This window comes from Acinetobacter sp. YH01009, from assembly GCF_013420765.1.
In the GTDB taxonomy this organism is placed as follows: domain Bacteria; phylum Pseudomonadota; class Gammaproteobacteria; order Pseudomonadales; family Moraxellaceae; genus Acinetobacter; species Acinetobacter amyesii.
The window spans coordinates 309341-335762 of record NZ_VOYE01000001.1; the positions used below are offsets into that span (position 1 = coordinate 309341).

Consider the following 26422-nt stretch of genomic DNA (forward strand, 5'->3'; position numbering starts at 1 on the left):
AAAAAAAGCCCTGTAGTGACAGGGCTTTTTTGTGTTTAGGGATTTAAAAAAGTCATTGAGCATTGTTTAAAAAATCTTTAAATGATGATTTGATCGATGCTGATAGTTTTTGTTCTTCTTGCATAGCTTGTAAGTGTAGGGTGTAGAAATACAATTGATGTTCTTTTTGTTTTAAAGATTGTTGATAAGACCAAAATGCCAGTTGGCGAAGCTTTTGTAGTTTTACTCGTTCAATGGCGCTGCTTTCAGGTTTATAAAATAATTCAGTAAATACACATAAAAACAGACTGAAAAAAAGTCCACAGAGACTGATGAGGTTTAATACATCTGTTTGTAGATACTTAAAGTTTACAGCAAGGATAAGTGTGAATCCGCCAAGGAGATACAGTTGTATTTGCAGACGCGGAACTGCGGACTTACTGCTAAAACGTGCTTGATAATGTGCATACCAGACATAGCAATAGATCCATGGAAGAATAATCAATAAACCAAGATTAAACGCCATTTTGGGGTCGTGTATTGAAAGTGCCGTTGAAAGCATATGACCAAGTACAGCGCTGCTAAGGGGGATAGAAAGTATCAGGCAAAAGCTAAAGATTAAAACAGGTGCAGTGGGTGTGAGATTGATAATTTTAAAATGTGCAAACAGCAGCCGTTGATAAAAGGCATCGGGATGCTTGAGTTGTAGTGCGGGGAGATTAAAATCTGAAGGTGTCGGCATCGAATAATAATAGATTTCTAAATTTTAGGCATAAAAAAACCAGCAAATTGCTGGATCTTTTATTGCACCAATCTTAGAAGTATAAGAATGGTGCCCGAGGCCAGACTCGAACTGGCACGCTTTGTGGGCGGGGGATTTTAAATCCCCTGTGTCTACCGATTTCACCACTCGGGCATGTGCGCAATAATAGAGGACGAAATGAAGCTTGGCAAGAGTATTTGATGGTGTTTGTTTTAAAATCAATCAATTCATGCATATAAGTTGAAAATATTCAAAAATAGCGATGTATTGAATGACTTTTTGAGCAGTGATTTAAAGTTTTTTGCACTATATCAATGCCAGCTTATTTCATTAACTCATCAAGATAATGTTCAACATTTTGGTGCTTTAGCTTTTTACATAGCTGATTTTCCTGATGCAGCATTTGTATGTGCAAATTTTGGAACAGGGTAAAGCGCTCAGATAACTGTTTATGATTTGCCTGATTCGGATTACTGAGCGACAAACGTAATTTTGCTTTAAGCATTTGTTTATACGACCAATAAGCAATACGACGTGTCTCTTGCAGAAAATAGTATTCTTGGGTGTTACTTCCACCTTTGAATAGATTTTCTTTATAAAAACGCACAAAGCCGAAACTCATGGCAAAAAAGAACAATACAGATTGAACAAAGGTGCTTTGTAAAAAGGCGATATTGAGTAATTGTAATAAAATCACGATCGCAAGTCTGAACGGCGTATTCTTCAAACTTTGATACAGGGACATTGAACTGTGCTTGATTTGCTTGATGACTAAGGGCACAACCAGCATGAAAAACAGCATAATACTCAGTACAGCAATACCATGAGCGCGAAACTCACTCATATCTGGAAAATACAGTTGCACTGCATGACCAATACTCATGCTCAAAGAAATAAAAATCATCGCCGCCAAAACCCAAGGAATAAGTTCTTTAAGTTCGTCTAAAATGCCTTGAGTTTTCAGTTGGCTATAAAATAAATAATTATGTTTAAAGGCTGCTGGATATTGCTGTTTCAGTTGTTGAAGGTAAAGCGCAGCCTGTTTCTTTTGAGCCATATTGTGACGTTAGTATTAAAGCGTGAAAGTAATATAGTTGATTTCGATATTTTTGACAGAATTTTTTTCTAAATCATGTTGTATATCTGAACATTATAAGAGAAATCACAATTTCTATAGTGAAGGTCGCAGTTTTCATCCTTCTTTTATGCGAAAATACATACTTATTGAATATTAAGTTTTTATAGGCAGTTTATGACTGATCATTCTCCTGAAACATTAAGCGATATCGAAATTCTAGACATTCTTCAGTCGATGAAATCAGATGTTTTAAATACTGAAGCAAATGAAGTGATTCGTAGTGGGGGAAAAGCTGGTCGTCAAGAAGCACACAAACAAGCTTTGGTAAAATTAAATCAAGCATTTGAAGATAAATTTGTTGAAGCTGTGACTTTAGCTTTAGGCTTAAATGAAGGCCAAAGTAAAAAAATCCGCTACAAAAAAGACCGTATCCGTATTTTGAAAGTTCGTGGTATCGATTATTTAGCGATTGATGGTGCTGAAACTGCACAAGTATTGTCGCAAGTTGCACAAGCGATTGTACGTGAAGACGCAACGGTGACTCATGACCTGCATAACATTTTTCCATTTTGGAAAGAAGGCTGGCCAATGGTGCAATTCGACAATGTTTATAAAATTTTAGAAGATGATATTCGCATTCATTATGAAGCAGTTCTAGAAGCATTAATTTCAAAGCATTAATTACTACAAATGAACCTGTGAGTGTAAAGCACTGGCTAGTTCTATTGTTAAGCATAAAAAAGCACCTGATGGTGCTTTTTTATCTTTAAAATTTTAAGTTAAGCTCGAATAAAACGGAAACATCCCAAAGATCAGGCCTGCTGCTAACATGACAAAACACGTGATTACAGCCCAGATAATGGTAAATTTCTGATGTTGTCCAAACTCGATACCCGCAAGTCCACAGAGTAAATAGGTCGAAGGGACAAGTGGAGAGAGTAGGTGTACAGGTTGCCCTACGATGGAGGCACGTGCCATTTCTACAGGTGCAATTCCATAATGAGCGGCAGCATCGGAAAGAATCGGCAAAACCCCAAAATAGAAAGCATCATTTGACATAAAGAAAGTCATCGGCATACTAATGACAGCAGTAATAGGTGCTAAATAGGGGCCCATACTTTCTGGGATAATTGCCACTAGTTCTTTAGACATGGCTTCTACCATGCCTGTTCCAGCTAAAATACCGGTAAAAATACCTGCAGCAAAAAATAATACCGACCACATTTAAAGCACTACCTGCATGATGTGCGATTAATTTTTTCTGCAAGTCGACATTTTTGTAGTTGACGACTAGCGCAATACACAAAGCCACCATGAATAAAATAGGCATAGGTAAAATACTAAAAACCAGACAAATCATCAGAACGACGGTTAACAGTGCATTGAACCAACGTAGATCTGCGCGGTTGGCTTCTGGATTATCTGAAATTTGAATGTTTTCACCATGGCTGATATCCAATTGGACAATTCCCAGACGCTTTCTTTCCATTCGGCCATACATGGTTCCCAAAAAGTACAACCAGCCGATGGCAAATAGCATCGGTAAAACCATCGGAACAAAAACATCACTTGGGTCGACATGAAGTGCGCTGGCGGCGCGGGCTGTAGGCCCACCCCATGGCGTAAGGTTCATAATGCCGCTAGAGAGCATAATCAAACATGCCATAATCAATGGGCTCATACCTAAGCGCTTATAGAGTGGCAGCATGGCAGCAACACAGATCATATAGGTTGTAGAACCATCTCCATCCAAAGAGACAATTAACGTCAGGGTAATGGCTCCAAGAACGACTTTTAAGGGATCACCTTTGACCATTTTTAAAATAAATTTCACCTAAGGGTCGAACAAACCTGTATCAATCATGATGGCAAAATACAGAATCGCAAAAAGCAGCATGATGCCAGTCGGTGCAAGTTTTTTTTACACCTTCAATCATCATGTCGCCAATTTCATTTATTTGTATGTGTGACAAGCTGTCAAAATAAAAACCAAGTAACCACGCAATCAAGGCAAAAAGTAGGGGAATTAAAGTCAGTGCAACAAGTGGGCTTAAGCGTTTCGACATGATCAAATACATAAAGCACAAGATCATGCCCAAACCGAGTACGGTTAACATGGTTCATTCCTTTGAAATATAAAGCTGTTTTTAAATCCAAGGGCAGAGCATAAAGATAAATTTCATCAGTCAAAACAAAGGTGAGAAAGTGTGAAATGCATCACTATTTTAATGAAAAATAGTCATTAATAATGAAGGTATTAAGGAAGGGAGATTTTTCGATTTATTTTAATTTTTATTCAAAAAATGTGGTCTGTTTACATATATTCAACATCAGTAGAGAACTGTAAGTGCTGTGCAGATACAGTTTGATCACAACAAGTACGCTTATGCAAAAATAGACAGTAGCGTCCGAATCGGCCAACTAAAAAATCGGAACCAAAAAATTAAGGGATTATAAAAAAACAGACCAAAACGCATAGTTTCGTCAAAATGTTGTCTGCCGCGTTCATAAGGATAAGGCGTTAAAAACCAAGCAGTGACGATCAGTGCAACACCGAGCAATAGAAATAAAGGTTGTGGATGAGCTTTGAAAAAATAATAGATTAGATAAGCCCCAGTATAAAAACTAAAGCAAGTCAAAATAGCTTTAAGTGAAAAAGACATCTTCGTATTCCATCGTATTTTTATTTTATTGTTTTAGAAAAAGAAGAATCGAATTAATCCGATTCTTCTGGTATATCAAGTTCAGTCTCAGCCGGCTTTAAGCGAGTCACTAATAATTGGTCAATTTTAAAGTGGTCTACATCCACTACTTCAAATTTGTAGCCATGATAAGTAACAAAGTCCGCTGGACGTGGAATTTTACGCAGTTTAAACATCATAAAGCCCGCAAGGGTTTCATAGTTTTCTTCATCGGGCATTTCATCTAAAGCGAGGGCATGCTTTAAATCTTCGATTGGTGTACTGCCATCGATAAGCCAAGAATCCGCATCACGTTTAATAATTTGTTGTTCTGCTTCAATCGGTGTTACCCAGTCGCCCATCACGGTAATCATAATGTCGGAGAGGGTAATAACGCCGACAACCAACGCATATTCGTTAATTACTACGGCAAATTTTTCTTTGGTTGAACGGAAACGATCGAGTAATTCGGACAGTGTTAAAGTATCTGGAATCGTGAGGACATTACGAATGGTATTTTCGTTGAGTTGTAAAAGTGACTGATTGTTCAAGATACGAACCAAAATATCTTTGGCATCTACATAACCAATCACGTCATCAATATTTTCACTACAGACCAAAAACTTCGAATACGGAAATTCTGCGAGTTTTTGACGAATACTGGCTTCTGATTCTTTTAGGGTAAAGTACACCACATTTTCACGTGTAGTCATACTTGAAGGGACATTACGTTCTTCCAGTTCAAATACGTTTTCAATAAAGTGGTGTTCTTGCTTTTGTAGTACACCAGCTTGAGCACCGGCATCCATCACGGCTGAAATATCGTCAAAGGTAATATTGTCATCACGTGTTGTATTCACTTTGAATAAACGAAACAACAAATTGGCAATGGCATTAATCACCCATGCCATTGGTTTACACACTTTAATGAAGATTTGAATCGGGTCTACAACAGCAACGGCGATTTTTTCAGGTGCGATCATCGCCAAACGTTTTGGCATCAAATCAGCAAATAGAATGAATAAGGAGGTGACTAAAGTAAACGACAGGGTGAATCCTATGGTTTCAGTCCACGGGCCCTGATAAAAACGGGTCACTAAGGTTATGAAATAAGGACGAAATGCACCTTCACCCAAAATACCGCCAAGAATTGCCACGGCATTTAAGCCAATTTGTGATGCGGCGAAAAAGTCTGCTGAGTTGGCTTGTAAGTCAAGCACACGTTGTGCACGTGAATCTCCAGATTCAGCCAAAATTTTAAGCTTTACTTTTCGTGCACCCGCAAGGGCAATTTCTGTTAAGGATAGAAAACCCGCACCGACGATCAGGAGAATAATAATGACAATATTTTGGAAAAGGCTCACGAATACACCTGTTTGTGATTCATTCTATTTTTCTGTATTTCTAACACAAAAATGGGCAAGGTAGTAGTCTTAACTACTACCTATATAGTGACAGTATACGTTTGAATTAATAAGGAATTAAAGAGTTAATTACTGATACTGTGAAAACTGAGAGTTATTCATTAAGTATTCGCGGTTTTCTTCTTCAATCATTTGACGTGCAACATACAAAATAAGTTGACGCAACCAGCGATGAGCAGGGTGATGATGAAGTAAAGGACACCACGCCATTTTTAATTCAAATTCAGGAATATAGAATGGTGGATCGCGAAGTAACAGGTTTTGACTTTTGGCTTGAAGGCGAGCAATACGGCTTGGCAGAGTCGCAACCAAGTCAACATTCGAGGCCAATAAGCCTGGCATTTGATAATGACGGGTGAAAACTGAAATTTTACGTTTTTGGCCAATACGTTCTAAGGCTTGATCAATCCAACCTAGACCCGCTTGTTTTTCAGGATTGACACCAAAACCGACACCCATACCTGTTTTAGATACCCAAATGTGTTGTGCATCTAGATAGCTTTTCAGGTTTAAATTATTTGCAGCAGGGTGCTTGGCATTTAAAAGGCATGAAAAACTGTCACGCCAGACCAAAACTTGGTGGAAACTTTGCGGAATTTCATTAAAGCGGTTAATCGCCAAGTCGACTTTACCTTGTTCCATATCTCGATAAGACACATCACTAGGCGTTAAAAAATCCAGAACCACATTGGGTGCTTCTGAGCGCAAAGCTTTTACTAGGCGCGGCACTAGTGTTGCTTCAGCATAATCTGACGTCATGATGCGGAAGACACGATTTGAAGTGTAAGGTCGGAACTCGGTACGAGGTTCCAAAATCATCGAAAGGTCAGAGAGAGCATCACGGATACGTGGCTGTAATTCAAGCGCACGTTCTGTAGGTGTCATACCTTCTGAAGAACGAATAAGAAGTGGATCATTAAATAAGTTGCGTAAACGACGTAAAATATTACTCATCGCAGGCTGAGTTACACCCAGTTGCTCGGCAGCACGAGTCACGTTTTTTTCACGAAGAAGTACATCAAGATAAATTAATAGATTGAGATCGACCCGCTCCAGATTCATAAAATAAATACCGACAATAAAATCATGAAATTTATCTGATTATGCCATAACTACTAAGGCTTGTGTAAAAAATGGATGAAAAAATGACGTGTACTTTTGTACTAAAATTCGGCAGTTTTAAGACAAATTTGCTGAAGTGCCAGCACATATTTCTTAAATACTTATTATCTGTTTAGACCGATATTTTTAAGTGAGTGAAATAAAAATACGGAGCAATTTTGTTTATGCGATGTGATGTTCATAAAACAAAAAAATTAGATGAAATATCTCATTTACATGATCATTTGAAGACAGAATAACCAAGTATTTAGCTTGGTGAATTTGGGCAAAAATGGCGTAAAAAATGCTGTTTTTTTTAAAAGTGAATGCTCAGTCGACTTAAGTCTAATGAAGAATAATTCATCAAAATGTTTGAAAAATAGACAAAAAAATCAGCCAAATTTATTAATAAAATAATTTAAATACAAATACTTAAAAATATTGGTTAATTATTATAATACGACTTTAATCTACATATTTTTTAAATAAATACTGAAAATTAATGCAGAATATTGGATTAATTTTTTTAGTCAATCTACTCTGTGTCTATCGCAACGAAATGTTCTAAATCTGAACAATCATTCGAGGGTATGATTTTAGCCTTACGTTGCAGAAAAATCCTAATATTATTACAGGAACATATCATGTCTACATACTTAACAGCGATTGATGCAATCCGTGAATTAAAAGCAAAATTCGGAAGCACTTGGCGCGATATTAGCCCAGAAGATGCTGCACGTATGCAAATGCAAAACCGTTTCAAAACTGGTTTAGACATTGCGAAATATACAGCTGCTATTATGCGTCGTGATATGGCTGCTTATGATGCTGATTCTAGCAAATACACTCAATCATTAGGTTGCTGGCACGGTTTCATCGCACAACAAAAAATGATTGCGAACAAAAAATACTTCGGTACAACTGAACGTCGCTATATCTACCTTTCAGGTTGGATGGTTGCAGCTCTTCGTTCAGAATTCGGTCCACTTCCTGACCAATCTATGCACGAAAAAACTTCAGTACCTGCATTGATCGAAGAAATCTACACTTTCCTACGTCAAGCTGACGCGAAAGAATTAAACGACTTGTTCCGTGCGCTTAAAAAAGCAAACGAAGCTGGTGATACTGCTAAAGCTGCTGAAATCACTGCTCAAATCGACGGTTTCCAAACTCACGTTGTGCCAATTATTGCTGACATCGACGCTGGTTTCGGTAACGAAGAAGCGACTTACTTACTAGCTAAGAAAATGATCGAAGCGGGTGCTTGTGCACTTCAAATCGAAAACCAAGTATCTGACGCTAAACAATGTGGTCACCAAGCTGGTAAAGTTACAGTTCCACACGAAGACTTCATCGCGAAAATCCACGCTCTTCGCTATGCATTCTTAGAAATGGGTCTTGATGACGGTATCATCGTTGCTCGTACTGACTCTGAAGGCGCTGACTTGACTCAAAAAATCCCAGTGGTTAAAGAGCCAGGCGACATCGCTTCTCAATACATCAGCTACTTAGACACAACTGAAATTGACATTTCAGAAGCTCAAGAAGACGAAATCCTAATCAAGCGTAACGGTAAACTTCACCGTCCAAAACGTCTTGCTTCTGGCTTGTACCAGTTCCGTCCAGACACGCAAATTGACCGCGTTGTACTTGACTGTGTATCTAGCCTTCAAAATGGTGCTGACCTTCTTTGGATCGAAACTGCGACTCCAAACGTTGAAGAAATCGCTCACATGGTTAACCGTGTTAAAGAAACAGTTCCAAATGCGAAACTTGTTTATAACAACTCGCCTTCATTCAACTGGACTTTAAACTTCCGTCAACAAGCTTACGACCGTTGGGTTGCTGAAGGTAAAGACGTTTCTGCTTACGACCGTGCTAAACTAATGAGCGCTGAATACGATAACTCTGAATTAGCTGCTGAAGCTGACGAAAAAGTTCGTACGTTCCAAGCTGATGCTTCTCGTGAAGCGGGCGTGTTCCATCACTTGATCACACTTCCGACTTACCATACAGCTGCTCTTTCTACTCACGAGCTTGCTCAAGGTTACTTCGGCGACCAAGGTATGCTTGCTTATGTAGCTGGCGTTCAACGTAAAGAAATCCGCGGTACGATTTCTTGTGTTAAACACCAAGCAATGGCTGGTTCTGACATCGGTGACGACCACAAAGAAATCTTCGCTGGTGACAACGCGCTTAAAGCGGGTGACGATGCGAAAAACACAATGAACCAATTCGCTGCTCACTAAGCATTGAACTGATTCGAAAAAAAGCCCAGCGAAAGCTGGGTTTTTTTATGGCCTTAAAATCGTGTTGAATTTAGGTTCTGTTGATATTTCATAATGACAGCCAAATAAATATGTAAGCTAAGGCAACTGATTTTTCATAGTTCTGCTTGAGTCTTGCAAATGTATTCTGGATTGTTTTTTTGGATAGATAGCAAGCCAAACTGGGACAACTCTTAAATAAGCTTTTGAAATTGAAAAGATTTGAATGAAATATTTGAAGCAAAGAAAAGTGGTGGAATGGAGCAGAGATAGAGTATTACATTATTGAAGAAGCCTTTAGTGGCAGGTTTGTGCGCCTTTAATCAACAACTCATCGGAATTAAAACAAATACGCTATATCTACACTTGTATATTTAATAAGCTTTCTTTGCGCTAAAAAAGCGACACTTATCTGATGGCTTTGGTCAAAAGGTATGCATAAAAACAAATGAATGGACAATAAAAATGGAAAAAAATCTCTGGATCAGGACACTTCTTTGTATGACAGTTACGGTGTCGCCACTTATTTTCGCAGCGACAACCACTGCACCCGTTCCACCCAATAGCCAGCAAGTCTTTTTTGTCGGCAATAATTGGGATGGTACGGTTACAGTGATCAATCCTGCAAAAAACTATCAGAAAGTTGGTGTCATCAATATGGTGCCCGACAAAAAACAACGCCTCACTGAAATTTACATCAACCCAGTAAAATTAATCGCTTATAGCTATATTCGTAATACGGCAGGAGAGGGAAATGATCAATTGGTCGATGACATGTATTCCACACCAGATGGCAAATCGGTGGTTGCATCACGCCCAAGTTATGCAGATGTAGTCTCGATTAACATTGCAACGGGGAAAATCAATTGGCGCACACCCGTTGAAGGATTTCGAGCAGACCATATGGCGGTTTCACCCGATGGGCAACAAGTTGCTGTTTCAGCATCTTCAGGGAATGTTGTACATGTACTCGATATCAACACGGGCAAAGAATTAGGACGTTTTGCGACGGGCGATAAACCACATGAAAATATCTATTTTGCCAACGGTACTAAAATTCTAAATTCAGCCATTGGAAATGTCGAAACAGCCATGGATGCATCTTGGCAAGATTTTACTAAAGGCAAACGCTATATCACGATCGCAGATGCTCAAAATTATAAAGTCCTTAAAAAAATCGATTTTAGACCTGCTTTAGATGCCGTGGGACGAAAAGATCTGTCTAACTCAGTTCGACCGATTGTATTTAGTAAAGATGAATCCAAAATCTATGCTCAGGTCTCATTTTTTAATGGTCTGGTCGAATATGATCTCAATCAAGACAAAGTCACGCGCATTGCACAGCTTCCGGGAAGTACAACGATTCCCTCAGATCGCACCAAATGGGTGAATGACTCACGCCATCATGGGCTTTCAATCAGTGGTGATGGTGAAAAACTGTGTGTCGCAGGAACCATGGATGATTATGCCACTATAGTAGATCGTAAAACTTTGACCGCGGCGAAATTGATTGCTGCAGGTAAACCGTATTGGGCAACGCAAAGCCCAGATGGAAAACGCTGTGTAATTTCTGAAAGTGCGACAGATGCAGTAACAGTGATTGATTTCGCGACAGGTGAAAAAGTCATCACAGTTCCAGTTGGCAATCACCCACAGCGTGTTCGTTTGGGTTATGCGCCAGCAGGATGGGGCAACTAATAATTTAGATAAAATTAAATAAAAAGGTAAATTCAGAGTCAAATCGGCTCTGAATTTTTTAAATATCAGAAGGTGTCTAGAGACTGCATCATGAATAAAAAATGGATTGTTTTAGGTTTGACGTTTAGTTTAATTTTATGGTTGATGATTCAGTTTTTAAAACCACGGCAGCAGGAGGTTCATGAACAGCTACCTTTAGATCAACAAAAAGTGTCCGAAACACATTCAGATCAAACCACGGAAAATGTTTTACAGCATTCAAGTTCCAAACCCAAACAAGAAAGACAAGATAATGAAACGCACACCCAGTTATTACAGCAACGTGAACAGGTATTTCAACAATTTCAGCAAATAAACACACAGATGAGTCAGGGGCAGCAGCCGAATCAAAATCAAGTACTCGCTTTACTCGAGCAGCAATACAGATTGGTTGAAAAAGGCGTCGTGAACGTGGATGAAGCTATTTCATCTATTCAATATTTACGCCAAATACTTCCCGAAATGGATCGATTTTTAGATGGGCAGCAAGCTAAATTGGAACAACTCAAAAATTGAATAAGGCGGATTAAATCAGCTTTTGAAGGTGAACAAACTTGAATAAAAATTTTTAACTGATGTTACGCAGTAACATCAAAGCGCAATTTGCTTCAAATAAAACAACGATACGCGGTAACGTCATCCGCAAGTGTTTAAGACAGGACTACTTCTAATCAAAAATGTTTTTGTGATGCTTTGAATAATTTGACGGTAGTGAACGAGTTTTGCGGATGACAATGGTTTTGGGTACTTTTGCCGAAACAAAAGTATCTCCAGCCGAAGGCTAATCTCTTTATTTAATCCTTAGATGTAAGACTCCGTCGAATAGGCTTAAAATTATTTTAAAAATACGAAATTACTTTTATGTGCGTAACATCAGTTTTTAAGAAAAGAACAGGAGTCGAATAGCGCAGAAATAGAATAGTGAATTTTTTAGAATATTTTTGAATTGAGTTGAATGCTGAAAATTCATTTAATGACTTGGAAGATAAACACTCCGAAGATGCCGCTGCAAATGTCGTGACCCTGAACCCGATGAGTTCAAGGTGGACGCGACGTACACTCGCTGGGTTTCCCACACGAGGAGGGCATACGCTCAGAATATACAGAATACATCCATAAGTTTAAGTATCGGCAGGGGATTAGACCTAGCTGGCGAACACCTCAGAGATGTACTCAGTATAACGAATTCAGCGTTATTGGCAAATCACCAAACGCTGACAAAGTGTTTAAAATGAAGCAATCGGGCAAAGTATAATCACTAAACCACCGATTAATCAGTCAATTCTTCCACTTGTTCCAAAATATTTTGCAACAAAAGTTCGCAGTTTGCATATTCTTGCAAACTCTTATTCATCGACAGGACTTCTTGCATTAACTCAAGTGCGACCATAATGATCAACTTGCTTGGTTCCATACGTGGCGCTTTACGACGAAATTCATCGTATTTGTCATTCAGCAGCTGCGCTGCACGTTCTAAATCTGCTTGTTGGTCAGAAGTCGTTGCTAAACGGAAACTATGACCTAGAACTTTTAAATCAACTGCAATTTGTTCACTCATGATCAAACTTCCTCATTACTTTCAGTCGGATGTGCCAATTGTTGAATTTCTTGTGCATGTTGATCTTGAGCAGTACCTAAAATTGCTAAACGTTGAATAATCGCTTCAACTTTGGCCTTGGCATGTTCATTTTTTTGTAGCAGACGTTCACGTTCTTGCTTTAAACCTTGAATTTCTTGCTGAGCATGACGTTGTTCATTTTGCATTTTTTCTTTGACGATACGTAACTCATTACGCTCTGCCAAAATTTCCTGAAAACGATTTTTTAGATCAGTACAGCTTTTTTCGAGGCGGCTGTATCGGTCAGCCAAAGCAGTTGCATCAGTATTGAGCTGTTGAAGTTGAGCACGTGAATCAGTTAATTGCTCATTCAGTGTTTCAATTTCTTCTTGTTTCGAGGTGATAATGCCGTTCTTATGTACAATTTGAGCATGATGCTGCTCATTTGATGAGTTTTTCTCATCATGTAAGGCACCATTTTCGCTTTCAAATTGCGCCAGTCGCGTTTTTAAAACGCTAATATGCGCTTGGAGACGCTGTAATTCTTCTAACATAACGTAGTCGCACAGTCTTGCAAACAAAGGTAATATATACGAAGTATAGAGATTGGATAAGCGAATGCAAGACGATATTTCAGGTTGGTCAGATTGGTCCCACAATTTTTCTAAAATTGAAGAAATTTCAAGCCCAAGTGAGTTACATGGTTTACTCACTGGTATAGTTTGTGTGTCACAACCACCGAGTCGTGAAGAGTGGCAACAAATTTTAGCAACACTTGATGTAGCTGAATTAGATGAAGATGCATTGGCATTGTTAACTGAAGAAGCAGAAGATGTTGCTCATTCACTTTCAGATGATGAACTCGACTATCTTCCTTTATTACCAGATGATGATCACTTACTTGGTGAACGTGTGCAAGCCTTGGCAGACTGGTGTGCAGGTGTGGTTCTTGGTTTTGGTTTAGCGGCAGGACATCTGCGTACCAATGAACAAGAATTGATTGAGCATTTACAAGATGTTGCTTCAGTAGAATTTGAAGATTCAGATGATGATGAAGAAGGTGAAGAAAGCTATCAGGAATTATACGAATTTGTTCGTTTAATCCCAGTGAGTCTGTCGATGGGACGTACCAAAGTTGATGTTTCAGAAACACCGTTGCTACAACTGAGCGCTAAAAATTCATTGGCTCAAGCGGGCAATGTGGTTGAAATGTTCACCCCACACCGTCCAAGTTAAGGCATTCTTTTTGCATTAATAATTAATAGATGATGGGCTCTATCTAAGGAGTTCATCATCCTATTAAATCAATCATAGTCCAAGCGTATAAGAAGCATATCAATGAAGAAATTAACTCAAGCAGATTTTCAGGAACGTCGTGACATCCTTGCAGGTGAAATGGGCTTACGCAGTATCGCAATTATTGCCACGAGCAAAGAAGCCATGCGAAACCGTGATGCCGACTATAAATTCCGTGCTGATAGTAGTTTCTTTTATTTAACAGGTTTTGCTGAACCTGAAGCGGTTGCAGTGATTGAAACCTTTGATAGCGAAGAAGAAGGTTATAGCTATAGTTTGTTCTGCCGTGAACGTGACCGTGAAATGGAAATTTGGAATGGTTACCGTGCGGGTATTGATGGCGCGATTGATGACTATGACGCGGATGAAGCCTTTGCTATCGATTTATTAGACGAAGAAATTTTAGAAAAATTACAAAATAAAGATAAATTATTTTACCGTATCGGGCAGCAAGCAGATTTTGATGCCCGTGTGGCGCAGTGGATTGCAGCTGCAAGCGGTGAATCACGTAAGGGTGCAAGTGCGCCGGCACAAGTCATTCAATTGGATCGCATTATCGATGAAATGCGTTTGCATAAGTCTGATGATGAACTCGAATTGATGCAGATTGCTTCGGATATTTCAGCAGAAGCGCATACCCGCGCCATGCAAACAGTCAAACCGGGCATGATGGAATATGCACTAGAAGCAGAACTGAATTATGTCTTTGGTATAAATGGCTGTGTACCGTCCTATAACAGCATCGTTGGTGGTGGTGAAAATGGCTGTATTTTGCACTATGTGGAAAATGACAAAGAATTGAAAGATGGTGATTTGGTACTGATTGATGCAGCGTGTGAATATCAACTGTATGCCTCAGACATTACCCGTACTTTCCCTGTTAACGGTAAATTCAGCCCTGAACAAAAAGCACTTTATAATGTCGTGCTCGATTCGCAAATTGCGGCGATTGATGCTGTGCGTATCGGCAACTCGTATAAAGAACCGCATAACGTTGCAGTGCGTATTTTAGTTCAAGGTTTGCTTGATTTGGGCATCATGCAGGGAGATATTGACGAAATCATCGCAAAAGAAGGTTATCGTCAGTTCTATATGCATGGCACAGGCCACTGGCTCGGTATGGACGTGCATGACGTTGGTTCATATAAACAAGACGGTGAATGGCGTGCCTATGAAGAAGGTATGGTCGTGACTGTTGAGCCGGGGCTTTATATTGCGCCAGATGATGAAACTGTTGATGAAAAATGGCGTGGTATTGGTATCCGTATTGAAGATGATGTTGTAGCAACTCAAAATGGTCCACGTGTTTTAACCGCTGCAGTGGTGAAATCTGTAGAAGAGATTGAAGCGCTGATGGCGAAAGCGAAAGCCGCTTAAGTTTATACAGTATTTAAAAAAGCCGGTCAGATGATCGGCTTTTTTTTATCTATAAGCAGTCATATAAATACTAATCATACAGACAATGTTAATTAGCAATGTAGTTGATTTTCTGATGTTAAGTTTTTACAAAAATTAGATATAAGTCTTTTAAAATTAATCGTATAAATTTTTTATTTTAATCATAATTATGGGCGTTAGAAAAGCTGGGGTGGTTATTCCCTTTAATGGCAATCAACAGGATATAGAAAGACTGGTAAATGATTGGCTGGTTTATTTTGAAGAAAACTCAAAATCTGCATTAGATATAGAGTGGCTGACGGATCATGTTGTTTGTATCAATAGTGCCGGATTAGCGCATTTTGCTTTTACTGAACCTGAAAAATGGAGCAGCTTGCTGAGCAGTGGGTTACCGATTAAATGGATGATATTCTTTGATTTTGCAGACACAAATTCAAGCTATAGCTATGCGTTTTATAAAGAGGGTGCAGAAATTAGATGTGTCATTCAAGCGGAAGAAGATGAACTTTACATGGATAGGCAAATACAAGATTTTGAAAAAGAATGGTTAAACTTTTCAACAAGATATTTATACGAATATGTTGAAAATGGCAAAATTCAAAAAAAATGGATGACTGATTTAAACAGTTTAAAAGAAGAGATCAATGAAGATTTGGAAAGCTATTATCAATATTATTATTTTAGCGAAAAGGATCATTTAATTTATCATACTCAATTGGTTCGGCTGTTATTGATTGAACTCTTTAAAATCTATGTCGGTTTTGAAATCTTTGATAGTGATTATAATCCAGTAAAGAAAATAAAGTTTAAGTATAACAATCAGCGTACTTATGATGATTATTTAAGTTTAGCATCAAGAGGGGATATTGCAGCCCAAATTAAATTGGGTGAAATGTATGAAATGGGATGCGGCGTCGAAAAAAATGATTTAACAGCACAAGGATGGTATCAAAAAGCGGTTGATCAAGGGGATGATGCGGCGATGCTGAAGTTAGCAGCGCTGTTGTTCAAAAAACCATGTAAAACAGAGGTTCATATTGCTTTAGATCTACTGAATCAGTCAGTGGAAAAGGGAAATATAAACGCAAGAACGGCCCTTGCTGAAATATATGAAAAGGGCGAAATTCTTGATCAAGATTATAATCTAGCTATGAACTTGTACAAGCAATCGGCAAAACAAGGCTGTGCAATTGCCCCCTATAAAATTGGTTTAATGTATGAGCTGGGTAATGGTGTAAATCTAGACTTAAAGATAGCAAAGCGCTGGTATCACCAAGCGGCGAATGCTTTTAATCAAGATGCAGAAATTCGATTACAGAAATTAATCCAGTATTTTAATGCTTAACTTCCTAAGCACCTTATTTAAATTACTGATGTTACTGCGTAACATCAGTTAGGCAGAATAACAAGGCACTTTTTATGAAGGGCGATGTGAATCATTTGAATGAGGAAGCTGATGCTTGAAATTAAAATGATCTGTGGTTGAGCCGGAAATTTAATCGGCTCAGTCATTTTTATTGTGATTTTAAGTGATTCGCTATTTTTTGAGATGAATATTTACGGCGAGAGATGATTTATTTTGTATTTATTCAGTGCAAATACCCGCAACAAATTTGTATTTCATTATAAAAAATCATGCCCTTGATGTAAGATAAAATCCATTACAGATTATATGTATTTCGAGTGAATTTCCTAAATTCGAATACTTGATAAAAAAGGAAGTAAGCATGCAGCAAGAAGTCATCATTGTCGGTGGTGGTATGGTCGGTTTAAGTCTGGCACTCATGTTGGCCAAAGCCAAAATTGGCGTAAAACTTTTAGAAGCCATTAAATACCCAAATTATGATGATGCAAACCTTGCGCCTTATCACTCTAGTTTTGATGCGCGAAACAGCGCCTTGTCACGCCGTACGGTGCAGATTTATCAAGAACTTGGTCTGTGGGATGCTTTGCAAGAACATGCCACGCCTATTTTAGAGGTGAATATTACAGAGCAAGGCAGTTTTGGTAAGGCACGACTAAAAGCAGAACAAGAAAAAGTCGAAAGCTTTGGACAAGTCATTGAAAATGCATGGCTCGGTCGTGTGTTGCTCACAGAAGTCAAAAAACAACCATTAATCGAATTAATTGATGGCGTACAAGTGACTTCACTGACGCAAGATGCAGACTTTGCATATATAGAAGCACAGCGTGCTGAAGAACAGCTCAAACTACAATCTAAAATCGTGATTGCCGCAGATGGCCGTGATTCATTCTGCCGCAAAGCCCTAGGCGTTGGCGCATCAGAACATGACTATGACCAAGTGGCGATTGTCACTACGGTGCAAACCTCTAAACCGCATGCTCATGTCGGTTTCGAGCGCTTTAGTCCACTTGGCCCGTTAGCGCTATTGCCACTTCCGGGTGAATACCGCCGCTCAGTGGTTTGGCCTGTTCCTAAAGGAACTGAAGGCGAGTGGATGGGTGATGAAAATGATCAGCACTTCTTAGATGCCTTACAAGAAACCTATGGCGACCGTGCAGGTAAATTCCAAAAAACGGGTAAACGTTTCAGCTTCCCATTATCCCAAGTGCTTGCAGAAAAACAAGCTGTCGGCCGTGTAGTGCTGATGGGCAATGCTGCACATACCATTCATCCAGTGGCGGGTCAGGGTTTTAACTTATGTATGCGTGATGCCTATGTACTGCACCGTTATTTAACAGAGCAAAGTACCCAAGGTGCAGATTTGGGTGATGCAGCTATGTTGCTGGATTATGAAAAATCGCGCCTGACCGATCAGCAGCGGGTGATTAAATTCTGTGATTCAGTTGTACGTGGTTTTAGCAACCAGAATCCAATTTTAAAACTCATTCGCAATACAGGATTAGTTGCCTTTGACACCATTCCGGGGATCAAGCCTTTGGTCGCGAATTATGCAATGGGGCTAAAAGCATGAGTTTCAATCAAACAGATGTACTGGATGCTGTGATTGTCGGCGGTGGCTTGGTCGGTGGTTTAACGGCATTGTTATTGGCGCAGGGCGGTGTGCAGGCTACGGTATTGGATGCGGCACCTATATTGGATGCAGAAAAAACCAAAAGTATTGCGAATCCTCGAGTTTTGGCGCTCAGTCAAGCCACTATTCATTTACTCAAGACCGTGGGTGTTTGGGAAAAGCTTGCTCGTCAGCAGCCTTATACAGGCATGCAGGTGTGGAATAAAAATGGCTATGGCGAAATCAATTTTGGCCATGCTACAGAGCAAACGCCATCAGTTGAGCAAGCTTTAGGTTCAATGGTTGAACCAAGTGTTTTGAATTTAGCTATTCAAGAAAAAATGCTAGAACAACTCGAAGACTACCGAACCCAAGTCAAGGTAAGTCGAGTTGAGCGTGGCGTTGGTGTATGGATCATTCACCTCGCAGATGGTACCCAGCTCAAAACAAAACTGGTGGTTGGAGCAGATGGTGCAAACTCATTTGTCCGAGAACAAGCTTTCATCGATCTAGATGTCTTGGACTATAAACAGGCGGGTGTGAGCTGTGCAATTAAAACCGCCCAACCGCATCAGCATGTAGCGCGTCAAATTTTCTTAGAAACTGGGCCTTTGGCATTTTTGCCGATGGCGAGTCTGAAAAAAGAAGAAAGCGGTTATTGGCAATCCATTGTGTGGACCTTACCAGATGATTATGCCGATGAATATGTCGCTTTATCCGATGTGGAATTTACTGCGTTGCTCACTCGAGAAAGCCATCACATGCTCGGCGAGGTCTTAGAAGCAACGCCACGTGCTAAATTTCCATTGAAGGCACGAGCTGCACAGCAATACGTTCATGATGGTCTGGCGCTGATTGGAGATGCGGCCCATGTGATTCATCCGCTTGCAGGACAAGGCGTGAATATTGGCTGTTTAGATGCAGCAGTACTTTGCGATGTGCTTTTGACCGATAAAAAACGGGGTGTGTGGGCACATGAACAAAGTTTGAAGCGCTATGAGCACCGCCGTAAAGGGCAAAACGATGCCATGATGCATAGTATGTCCGCAATTGGTTGGTTAGAAACTACAACTTTTTCTCCTGTGGTGTGGGCGCGAAACTTTGGTTTAAAACAAGTGGAAAATCAGACTGTTCTTAAAGATGCATTTATGGCTCAAGCCAATGGTCTGAGTATTTTAAAAGATACAATCTACGCAGCTTAGGTCAAAGTCAGATATTTTTTAGACAGTCGTATAAACAAGGTTACGATTTTGATTAAAAAAGATACGATTTTTTGATTGTGGGTACTAGTCGAAATGCTCAGAGATTGCTAAATTTCTGTTAATTTAAAACCAGCCATTCGCTGGCAAACAGAAGTCATTCGCGGGGAGAACACAATGACTGATATGAACGATTATGATGATCCAGAAGATTCAGTAGTTGATGAAGATGAAGCACAAGCAGCTGAAAAAGGTGCAGGTGACGCAGCTGATTCTGCCTCTGATGGTGACACCTCTGAAGCTGAAACATTAACAGTGACTGCAAAACTAAAACAACGTCAGGCGCTTGAAGATGAAGTTGCTGCGTTCTTAGCGCGTGGTGGTCGTATTACCGAAGTCCCTCCAGACGAATCGGCAAAAGATTAAAAATGAAAAAACACCACGTCATGTGGTGTTTTTTTTTGCTTCATTCGCTTGTGCGAGGATGCATGTCATTCAGTTCTTAACTCTGTAGCATGTTTGCTCAAGAAGTTAAGTCGTTAATAAGATGTGAAATCGCTTCAAGCCGTCTTTGGCTTCATATATTTACGACTGATCGCGTAAATAGGATAGAACACAAAATGCAGTAAAAGCAAAAACATACAATTAATAATAAATGCAGCAATATACGGCGGTGCATGCATGGCCGCCACAGCAGCGACAAAAGATTGAAAAAGTAATACCGCACTCAAAACGACATAAGCCCAATAGCGATGCCTATCCCAAAATTGGCTCAGTTTCAGTAAATTACCGACTACAAAATAGAGGGAACAATATCCACAGACCATCGCAATCGCGCTATGATCGGCCGTCATTTGCTCGCCACTAATATAGTGCGGATAGGGTTGAATGCCAGTAAAAATAATATGTACAAGGGCCGTGAGCCAAACCAGATTAAAGAGAATGAACACCAGCGGTTTTTTGACAGACAGATTTATGGACATGTTATAAGCAACTTTTTTCATTCTATTTAAATTATTGTAAGGAATAGCTTATGGAACCCGTAGGTTCCATAAGCGGTTTAAATTAAAAGAAAAAATTAAGCTTAATCGTTCGCTTGGGTTAACTCTAAAGCACGTTGATAGGCCACTTTCTTTTTAATCCCAGTTAAATCTGCAGCCAATTGAGAGGCAGCTTTAACGGACAAATCTTGAAGTAAACGTGTTAGCAATTTGTCTAACTTTTCTTGCTCTAGGTCTTTTTCTTCGGTCGCACCACCAATCACCAAAACGATTTCGCCTTTTTGCTGATTGTGATCAGATTCGACAAAATGAACCAATTCACCCAAAGACATTTTTTTAATAGTTTCAAATGTTTTGGTAATTTCACGTGCAAAGCCCACAGGACGATCTGCACCAAAGACATTCGACATATCTTTTAGGCAATCCACAATACGGTGCGGCGCTTCATAAATAATCATGGTTTGAGTTTCGTCTTTCAGTTTTTCCAATGCTAAAAGACGTTGTGACTGTTTAGAAGGTAAAAAGCCTTCGAAACTAAAACGGTCACTGGGTAGGCCGACAGCACTGAGAGCAGCAATGGCAGCACAGGCACCTGGCACAGGAATGACACGAATATTTTTTTCTTGTGCAGCTCGAACCAATTTAAAGCCAGGATCACTGATCAATGGCGTGCCTGCATCACTGATTAGCGCCATATTTTCACCCTTTTCGAGGCGTTCAATCAGCTGGTCTATTTTGTTACTTTCGTTATGGTCGTGGCAGGCGGTTAAAGGTGTATTGATACTAAAATGTTTAAGTAATTGTGCGGAAGTTCGTGTATCCTCGGCGGCAATAATTTTAACCGACTTCAATACCTCAATTGCACGATAACTAATATCATCTAAGTGCCCGATTGGAGTTGCAACAACAAATAACTGAGCACTCATAGGTTTCTCCATGTTGGATAATAAGAACAAAATTTTGGGTCTTTGCCTTTTAAGCAGTCTGTTTACTGCTGCACAGGCAGACGTCTTGGTCATTCTACCTGAATCTGGCCCTATGGCGCGAGCCGCATCCAGTATTAAGCAAGGTTTCAATAGCGCATATCAATCGTCAGACTACAAAGTGCCCATTAAGTTTGTAGATTCAAATCAAAAGCAAATTGCAGCGATATTGAAGCAACAGGTCAATAAAAAAACTCAATTGGTGATTGGTCCTTTAGCACGTCAAGATGTAGAAGCACTTGTAAAAGCAAAGCCTAAAGTCCGCGTGTTGGCTTTAAATGAAACGACGAGCCAAATTCCAAACGTCTGGCAGTACAGTCTATCAAAACGTGATGATGCTTTAGCACTCCAAAAAGTCTTCGAAAAAGACAAACTAGCGCAAGTGTTAGTGTTACGTCAGCCTGCAACAGAGGCAGAACATGAATTACTACTCATGTCCTTAATTAGTCAAAGTTCAGTGCCGATTCAAGTGGTTGAACAACTCCCAACGAAGCTGGACAAAAATCAAGGGGTGCTGTTGCTGGGCAATAATGAATGGTTAAACAGTCAAAAAAAACTACCTAAAGCAAAACTATATAGCGTCGCCAATGCGATTGAAGCCACAAAGCCCATTCCTGTAGGGCTGAAATTTTGTGATGCACCTGCATTGCATGACGCGCGTTGGCCTGACCTGATCCGAGCTTATGAGGAAAACCCAGTAGATATGCCATATCAACGTCTTTTAGCTTTTGGCGGAGACACATGGCATATCGCAAAACAATATTTGCAAGAACCGAAATTAAAAAGCATTGAGTTTCAGGGGCGAACAGGGCTAATCAAAATTAGTCAAAATAATATTCAGCGTGTTCCTCACTGCTATGAGCGAAGTAAAAAAGGCATCGTGGCGATCTCACTTTAGGGATGAAACGATGCAGCTAAACTTAGAGCAGATGAATTTGGGACAGATGAATCTGGGGCAGTGGGCAGAACGGCAAGCGCTGCGTTTGGTTAAGCAGCAAGGCTATGTACAGGTGCAACAGAATTATCATAGTCGTTATGGTGAAATTGATTTGATCGTTGCACGTGGTCAAGAATTGGTGTTTATTGAAGTTAAAGCCCGTTCGAATACCCGCTATGCCCAAGCCATCGAAAGTATCTCAATTCACAAACAACGTAAGATGATGAAGACTGCGTTGAATTTTTTAAATGAACAGTCACATTTTCAAAATTATTATTGTCGCTTTGATGCAATTTGTTTTGATTTTTATCAACACTTTGCAAAAACACTACAGCAAGACTTTTCTAAATACCCGTATCATCAGCAATGGATTGAAAATGCTTTTACTTTTGATCAAGAGTTGATTAATCTCTGATAAAACAAACTGTGTAAACGCATAGAAAAATACGTGTGGAAATTTGAGGAGTCGTGCTGAGTGGTTAAGCGTATTGCAATAACGATGCTTTGTGTCGCAAGTTTATCTGGCTGTGCGAGTTTTATTTCGAATGGAACAGGATCAGCACCTGTAGGAACTGAAAGCGGCGCACGCTCATTGGGACAAGTTTTTATTGACTCTTCCATTGTTCGAACAGCAAAAATTAACTTATATAAATTAGATACTCGTTTTAAACAGTCACGTGTCAATATTGAAAGTTTTCATGGCAATGTCTTATTGACTGGGCAAGTGCCAGATAATCATTTAAAAGAATTGGCAGAAGAAAATGTCCGTTCAATGAGTGATGTCAAAACTGTACATAACTATATTACAGTGGGTAATCAGATCAGCTATAGCACCATCATGCAAGATACTGCGGTTACTGCGAATACCCGTGGTTTGATTATGAAAGCGCCTGTGGTATCTGACAGCAAAGTACACATTCATACTGAAGATGCTGTTCTTTATGTGATGGGCCGTTTAAACAGTGCGGAAATCACAGACTTAAATCAAATCTTGCAACAAGTGGGTAATGTAACGCGAATTGTCACTTTAATCGATAATATTGATCAGAACCCAAATCCACAGGCACGTTCAATTAACTCAAGTTACACCACACCTGCTGTAGGCAATGTGCAACCTGAAGTACAAACGCCTGTAGCGATAGATCCGGATGCTGTCGATCCAAATGCTCAATAAAATGTCGGAAATGATGCTGTAAAATATGAATCAATGGTCTCTGCGGCTTCAGCAAAAAATGGATTTGGCTAAATCTTTATACCGAAATTTTCGGTTATATGATTTTGGCAGTTATGCATTAAATCGACTGACACCCAAACAAGGATATCATGTTCAAAACAATATCCCTTATGGTCTAAAAGCGCGCCATCGCCTAGATTTGTATCGCACGTCAGCACCTCGTCAGCAACGTCCACTCATCGTGTTTGTACATGGTGGGGCGTGGATGCATGGTGACAAAAAGGACTATGGATTCATTGGTGAAGCTTTTGCCAAAGAAGGCTTCGATGTTGCTGTCATTAATTACCATCTCGCACCTGAATATATTTTTCCGGCTTCAATTGATGATCTTAGCCTTGCATTAAACTATTTGACGCAGTCTCAGCATAAGTTGCAGATTGAAGTGGAAAATGTGGTGTTAATGGGACATTCGGCAGGGGCATTTAATGTCATGTCTGCACTGTATCATCCGACGCCTTATCAGCTACAAGTGAAAGAGAATATTCGTGCAATTGTGGGATTGGCAGGGCCATATCATTTTGATTATAAAGGTGATCCGATTTGTGCAGATGCCTTTGATCAAAATGTACCGTATCAACAAGTGATGCCGTATTATTTTGTTGAGCACAATCAAGTGAAGCATTATCTATTTACTGCGGATAAAGACAATATCGTTGGCTATAGCAATAGTGAAGATTTAGATCGTCGATTAAAAGCCTCAGGCAACCACAGTCAGTTGATTCAAATCCCACGTGTTGGGCACATCACGATGATTGGTTCAGTTTCGAGTTTATTTAGTCGCTTCTTTAAAACCAAAGCTGAAATCATGCGTGTACTCGATGAAATTAGTCCACGCTAGTAGATAGCTTTCATAAGTCAAAAAAATGATCATTAATTCGTAGCAAGATTAATACTGAAAGCCCTTCTTCCTCTAAGATGAGGGAAATTTTTCATATAAATCCTCTCCTTCTTGCGCGTAATTATGCTCATCCTTGAAAAGGAGAGGGAATATTTTTGTGAATTAAGTATTGATTTAAAATTGATTTATGAAAGAAGTTTAGTGTTTGACGTTAAATACTAATTTAAGTAATAAAAAAACCACCATATTTTGGTGGTTTTTTTCTTCTTAGATTTGAATTCCAATTAGGCAGATTTCGCGTAAATATTGGCTTGTATCCACAGGTTGCCACGAATATATTGCCCAACATTGAAATCTTTATGCGCCGGATTTCGTGTTGCAACACGAACAATCACCGCTTCTTGGTTTTCTTCGTGGATTAAGGTCACATCATACAGCGTATAGTCTTGCTCTTTAAATTGCATGGCAGTTTTGCCAACAATATGCCCTTGGAACCAAGCTTCGTCTTCTTGGCCAAGATTTTCACCATATAGGTATGCAACCATTTTAGAAAAATCGACGGTGACTGGTGCTTTGTCATCTTCAGACTTCGGTTGCCACGCTTTAATCTGTTCGTGTAAGTCTGCAGGGGCAACACCATTATTTGCTGTCAAGATATCGTTTAAAGCACGATGATGTTTTATCGATGCAGGATCGTCAACGACGAGCTGTTCATGTTCAGCGACAGCTTCAAGTTCATAGGCCCAAGCATTGAGTTGCACACTGTAGCTTGCATCTTTTTCATATTGGTCGTGATTGACGCTATATAAACTATCAAAAGCATACACACTGGTATTTGCGCCTAAGTCGAGGCAAAGCACAGCTTGCGTATTGGATTTACAGGTAATAATACGTTCAATGGTGGCTTTGGTTTTATATGGGCTATCAAAACTTGGAAATGCAGTTTTAACGGCTTTAGGTTTATTATTTTCTACCGCAATCACTTGGCACAGTTGAATCGACGCTTGTGATGGACCTTGAATCAGCCAGGTACTTTGATCCATATCAGATTCTTGTGCGCATAAGCCCATCGGCATAATGGGTGCATCCAATGCCTGACCCAGCCAAACTGGTACATCCGTTGTCGGGTTGCCTGTAAGCAAATTCCAATGTTCAACATGACTACCAAAAGTTTGATCTTCAATAGTGATAATTTCAGGGCTATTTTGTTTTTTCATATGCACAATTGATATTGGGTTGGTTTCATAATTAATAAATCGAGGGTTATTTGAAATTTTCAAGTCACCGACGTCATATTTATCATGAAATCATGCATAAAAAATGTTTTCAGTAGGATTTAAATGTAAAAGCATTGGAAAATAAGCCCAAGTTGGAGTCAATTTGCAGCTTTTCGATTCTCATGATTAGAGAAATGTAGATCCATTCAGCGGATGCAGATCCCCAAATTGTCATGTAGATTTGTTACTATGAGTCATGTTTAAAAGTGAATGGAAAATCAGTGCTGCCATTTAAATTATGGGTGGATGCAGATGCGTTACCACGCATTTTACGTGATGTAATTATTCGGGCTTCTGATCGTTACCAGTTAGAAGTCACTTTTGTCGCCAATCAAAATGTTGGGATAACGCCTTCGGTGCGGATTAACTCGATTCAAGTCATGAGCGGGGCGGATGCCGCGGATAAAGAAATTATTCAGCGCATGAAAGAGCACGACATCGTGATGACACAGGATATTCCACTTGCTGCTGAAGTGATTGAGCGGGGCGGTATAGCGATACATCCACGCGGTGAGATTTATACCACAGCAAATGTCAAAGCTCGTCTACATTTACGCGACTTTATGGATACATTACGGGGCGCAGGTGTGCAAACTGGTGGTCCAGCACCGATTTCAGAACGAGATAAGCGCGAATTTTCTAGTAGCTTAGATCAAACCATTCAAAAGCAAAAACGTAAAACGGCGCAGAAGTAAA

24 protein-coding genes, 1 tRNA gene, 1 other RNA gene and 2 pseudogenes are annotated in these 26422 nt (G+C 39.6%); 15 read left to right on the forward strand and 13 right to left on the reverse strand.

Annotated features, from left to right (window positions below; translation table 11 throughout):
- Positions 1–52 precede the first annotated feature (52 nt).
- The 3 genes from FTT76_RS01550 to FTT76_RS01560 form a co-directional block, all read right to left on the reverse strand.
- A complete protein-coding gene (locus tag FTT76_RS01550) occupies positions 53–505 on the reverse strand; it encodes a hypothetical protein (RefSeq protein WP_180189961.1) in 453 nt (150 codons plus the stop codon).
- A gap of 304 nt (positions 506–809) precedes the next feature.
- Positions 810–895, reverse strand: a tRNA-Leu gene (locus FTT76_RS01555).
- Positions 896–1064: 169 nt separating this feature from the next.
- Positions 1065–1799, reverse strand: a complete 735-nt coding sequence (locus FTT76_RS01560; RefSeq protein ID WP_180008922.1) for a hypothetical protein — start codon at positions 1797–1799, stop codon at positions 1065–1067.
- Positions 1800–1994: 195 nt separating this feature from the next.
- On the opposite strand from FTT76_RS01560, the gene FTT76_RS01565 reads away from it, so the two are divergent.
- The gene (locus FTT76_RS01565; RefSeq protein ID WP_078191335.1) at positions 1995–2501 is read left to right on the forward strand and encodes a hypothetical protein; all 507 of its coding nucleotides are present in this window, start codon (positions 1995–1997) and stop codon (positions 2499–2501) included.
- Between the two features lie 93 nt (positions 2502–2594).
- On the opposite strand, the pseudogene FTT76_RS01570 reads toward FTT76_RS01565, so the two are convergent.
- From FTT76_RS01570 to FTT76_RS01580, 3 genes and pseudogenes are all read right to left on the reverse strand, one after another.
- Positions 2595–3937 (reverse strand): annotated as a pseudogene (locus tag FTT76_RS01570) (CitMHS family transporter).
- Positions 3938–4536: 599 nt separating this feature from the next.
- Positions 4537–5865 (reverse strand): hemolysin family protein, encoded by a 1329-nt coding sequence (locus tag FTT76_RS01575; RefSeq protein ID WP_180008926.1) that lies wholly within the window; start codon positions 5863–5865, stop codon positions 4537–4539.
- 129 nt (positions 5866–5994) lie between these two features.
- Entirely contained in the window at positions 5995–6987 is a 993-nt protein-coding gene (locus FTT76_RS01580) for a LysR family transcriptional regulator (protein WP_078191331.1), read from the reverse strand.
- A gap of 683 nt (positions 6988–7670) precedes the next feature.
- Here FTT76_RS01580 and FTT76_RS01585 point away from each other — a divergent pair.
- Entirely contained in the window at positions 7671–9275 is a 1605-nt protein-coding gene (locus FTT76_RS01585; RefSeq protein WP_168378085.1) for an isocitrate lyase, read from the forward strand.
- Between the two features lie 88 nt (positions 9276–9363).
- On the opposite strand, the pseudogene FTT76_RS17785 reads toward FTT76_RS01585, so the two are convergent.
- Positions 9364–9465 (reverse strand): annotated as a pseudogene (locus tag FTT76_RS17785) (IS5/IS1182 family transposase); the annotation flags it as partial.
- Positions 9466–9794: 329 nt separating this feature from the next.
- Here FTT76_RS17785 and FTT76_RS01590 point away from each other — a divergent pair.
- Both FTT76_RS01590 and FTT76_RS01595 read left to right on the forward strand, forming a co-directional pair.
- The gene (locus FTT76_RS01590) at positions 9795–10991 is read left to right on the forward strand and encodes a YncE family protein (RefSeq protein ID WP_257224684.1); all 1197 of its coding nucleotides are present in this window, start codon (positions 9795–9797) and stop codon (positions 10989–10991) included.
- A 90-nt stretch (positions 10992–11081) separates the two neighbouring features.
- Positions 11082–11546, forward strand: coding sequence for a hypothetical protein (locus tag FTT76_RS01595; RefSeq protein WP_168378083.1), 465 nt, complete (start codon positions 11082–11084; stop codon positions 11544–11546).
- 472 nt (positions 11547–12018) lie between these two features.
- On the opposite strand, the gene ssrS is transcribed toward FTT76_RS01595, so the two are convergent.
- The 3 genes from ssrS to FTT76_RS01610 all read right to left on the reverse strand — a co-directional run bounded on the left by ssrS (position 12019) and on the right by FTT76_RS01610 (position 13142).
- A non-coding RNA gene (gene ssrS / locus FTT76_RS01600) (6S RNA) lies at positions 12019–12201 on the reverse strand.
- A gap of 99 nt (positions 12202–12300) precedes the next feature.
- The gene (locus tag FTT76_RS01605) at positions 12301–12588 is read right to left on the reverse strand and encodes a cell division protein ZapA (protein ID WP_168378082.1); all 288 of its coding nucleotides are present in this window, start codon (positions 12586–12588) and stop codon (positions 12301–12303) included.
- 2 nt (positions 12589–12590) lie between these two features.
- A complete protein-coding gene (locus tag FTT76_RS01610; protein WP_180008929.1) occupies positions 12591–13142 on the reverse strand; it encodes a hypothetical protein in 552 nt (183 codons plus the stop codon).
- A 64-nt stretch (positions 13143–13206) separates the two neighbouring features.
- Here FTT76_RS01610 and FTT76_RS01615 point away from each other — a divergent pair, with 64 nt between their 5' ends.
- From FTT76_RS01615 to FTT76_RS01640, 6 genes are all read left to right on the forward strand, one after another.
- Positions 13207–13824: a UPF0149 family protein gene (locus FTT76_RS01615; RefSeq protein WP_180008931.1), complete on the forward strand. Its 618-nt coding sequence runs from the start codon at positions 13207–13209 to the stop codon at positions 13822–13824.
- A gap of 102 nt (positions 13825–13926) precedes the next feature.
- Positions 13927–15261: a Xaa-Pro aminopeptidase gene (pepP, locus tag FTT76_RS01620; RefSeq protein ID WP_180008932.1), complete on the forward strand. Its 1335-nt coding sequence runs from the start codon at positions 13927–13929 to the stop codon at positions 15259–15261.
- 190 nt (positions 15262–15451) lie between these two features.
- Positions 15452–16627: a tetratricopeptide repeat protein gene (locus FTT76_RS01625; protein ID WP_180008934.1), complete on the forward strand. Its 1176-nt coding sequence runs from the start codon at positions 15452–15454 to the stop codon at positions 16625–16627.
- 382 nt (positions 16628–17009) lie between these two features.
- Positions 17010–18218 carry a 2-octaprenyl-6-methoxyphenyl hydroxylase gene (gene ubiH / locus FTT76_RS01630; RefSeq protein WP_180008936.1) on the forward strand — a complete coding sequence of 403 codons (1209 nt, stop codon included), beginning with the start codon at positions 17010–17012 and terminating at the stop codon, positions 18216–18218.
- Positions 18215–19459 carry an FAD-dependent monooxygenase gene (locus FTT76_RS01635; RefSeq protein WP_180008938.1) on the forward strand — a complete coding sequence of 415 codons (1245 nt, stop codon included), beginning with the start codon at positions 18215–18217 and terminating at the stop codon, positions 19457–19459. Before ubiH ends, FTT76_RS01635 begins: the two co-directional genes overlap by 4 nt.
- Before the next feature lie 174 nt (positions 19460–19633).
- Positions 19634–19882 (forward strand): hypothetical protein, encoded by a 249-nt coding sequence (locus FTT76_RS01640; RefSeq protein ID WP_078189169.1) that lies wholly within the window; start codon positions 19634–19636, stop codon positions 19880–19882.
- Between the two features lie 134 nt (positions 19883–20016).
- On the opposite strand, the gene FTT76_RS01645 is transcribed toward FTT76_RS01640, so the two are convergent.
- Positions 20017–20439, reverse strand: coding sequence for a hypothetical protein (locus tag FTT76_RS01645; RefSeq protein WP_180008940.1), 423 nt, complete (start codon positions 20437–20439; stop codon positions 20017–20019).
- Between the two features lie 101 nt (positions 20440–20540).
- Positions 20541–21383 carry a 16S rRNA (cytidine(1402)-2'-O)-methyltransferase gene (gene rsmI / locus FTT76_RS01650; RefSeq protein ID WP_078189168.1) on the reverse strand — a complete coding sequence of 281 codons (843 nt, stop codon included), beginning with the start codon at positions 21381–21383 and terminating at the stop codon, positions 20541–20543.
- 10 nt (positions 21384–21393) lie between these two features.
- On the opposite strand from rsmI, the gene FTT76_RS01655 reads away from it, so the two are divergent.
- The 4 genes from FTT76_RS01655 to FTT76_RS01670 are packed head-to-tail and all read left to right on the forward strand — an operon-like array spanning position 21394 to position 24449.
- A complete protein-coding gene (locus FTT76_RS01655; protein WP_180189962.1) occupies positions 21394–22338 on the forward strand; it encodes a penicillin-binding protein activator in 945 nt (314 codons plus the stop codon).
- A 46-nt stretch (positions 22339–22384) separates the two neighbouring features.
- Complete coding sequence (locus FTT76_RS01660; RefSeq protein ID WP_180008963.1) at positions 22385–22792, forward strand: YraN family protein; 408 nt, start codon at positions 22385–22387, stop codon at positions 22790–22792.
- A 60-nt stretch (positions 22793–22852) separates the two neighbouring features.
- A complete protein-coding gene (locus FTT76_RS01665; protein WP_078192932.1) occupies positions 22853–23551 on the forward strand; it encodes a BON domain-containing protein in 699 nt (232 codons plus the stop codon).
- 25 nt (positions 23552–23576) lie between these two features.
- Complete coding sequence (locus tag FTT76_RS01670) at positions 23577–24449, forward strand: alpha/beta hydrolase (protein WP_180008944.1); 873 nt, start codon at positions 23577–23579, stop codon at positions 24447–24449.
- A gap of 284 nt (positions 24450–24733) precedes the next feature.
- Here the strand turns inward: FTT76_RS01670 and FTT76_RS01675 are convergent, their stop codons facing one another.
- Entirely contained in the window at positions 24734–25666 is a 933-nt protein-coding gene (locus FTT76_RS01675) for a hypothetical protein (RefSeq protein ID WP_168378073.1), read from the reverse strand.
- A gap of 266 nt (positions 25667–25932) precedes the next feature.
- Between FTT76_RS01675 and FTT76_RS01680 the strand changes: the two genes are divergently transcribed.
- Positions 25933–26421, forward strand: a complete 489-nt coding sequence (locus tag FTT76_RS01680) for a YaiI/YqxD family protein (RefSeq protein WP_372491130.1) — start codon at positions 25933–25935, stop codon at positions 26419–26421.
- Position 26422 lies beyond the last annotated feature (1 nt).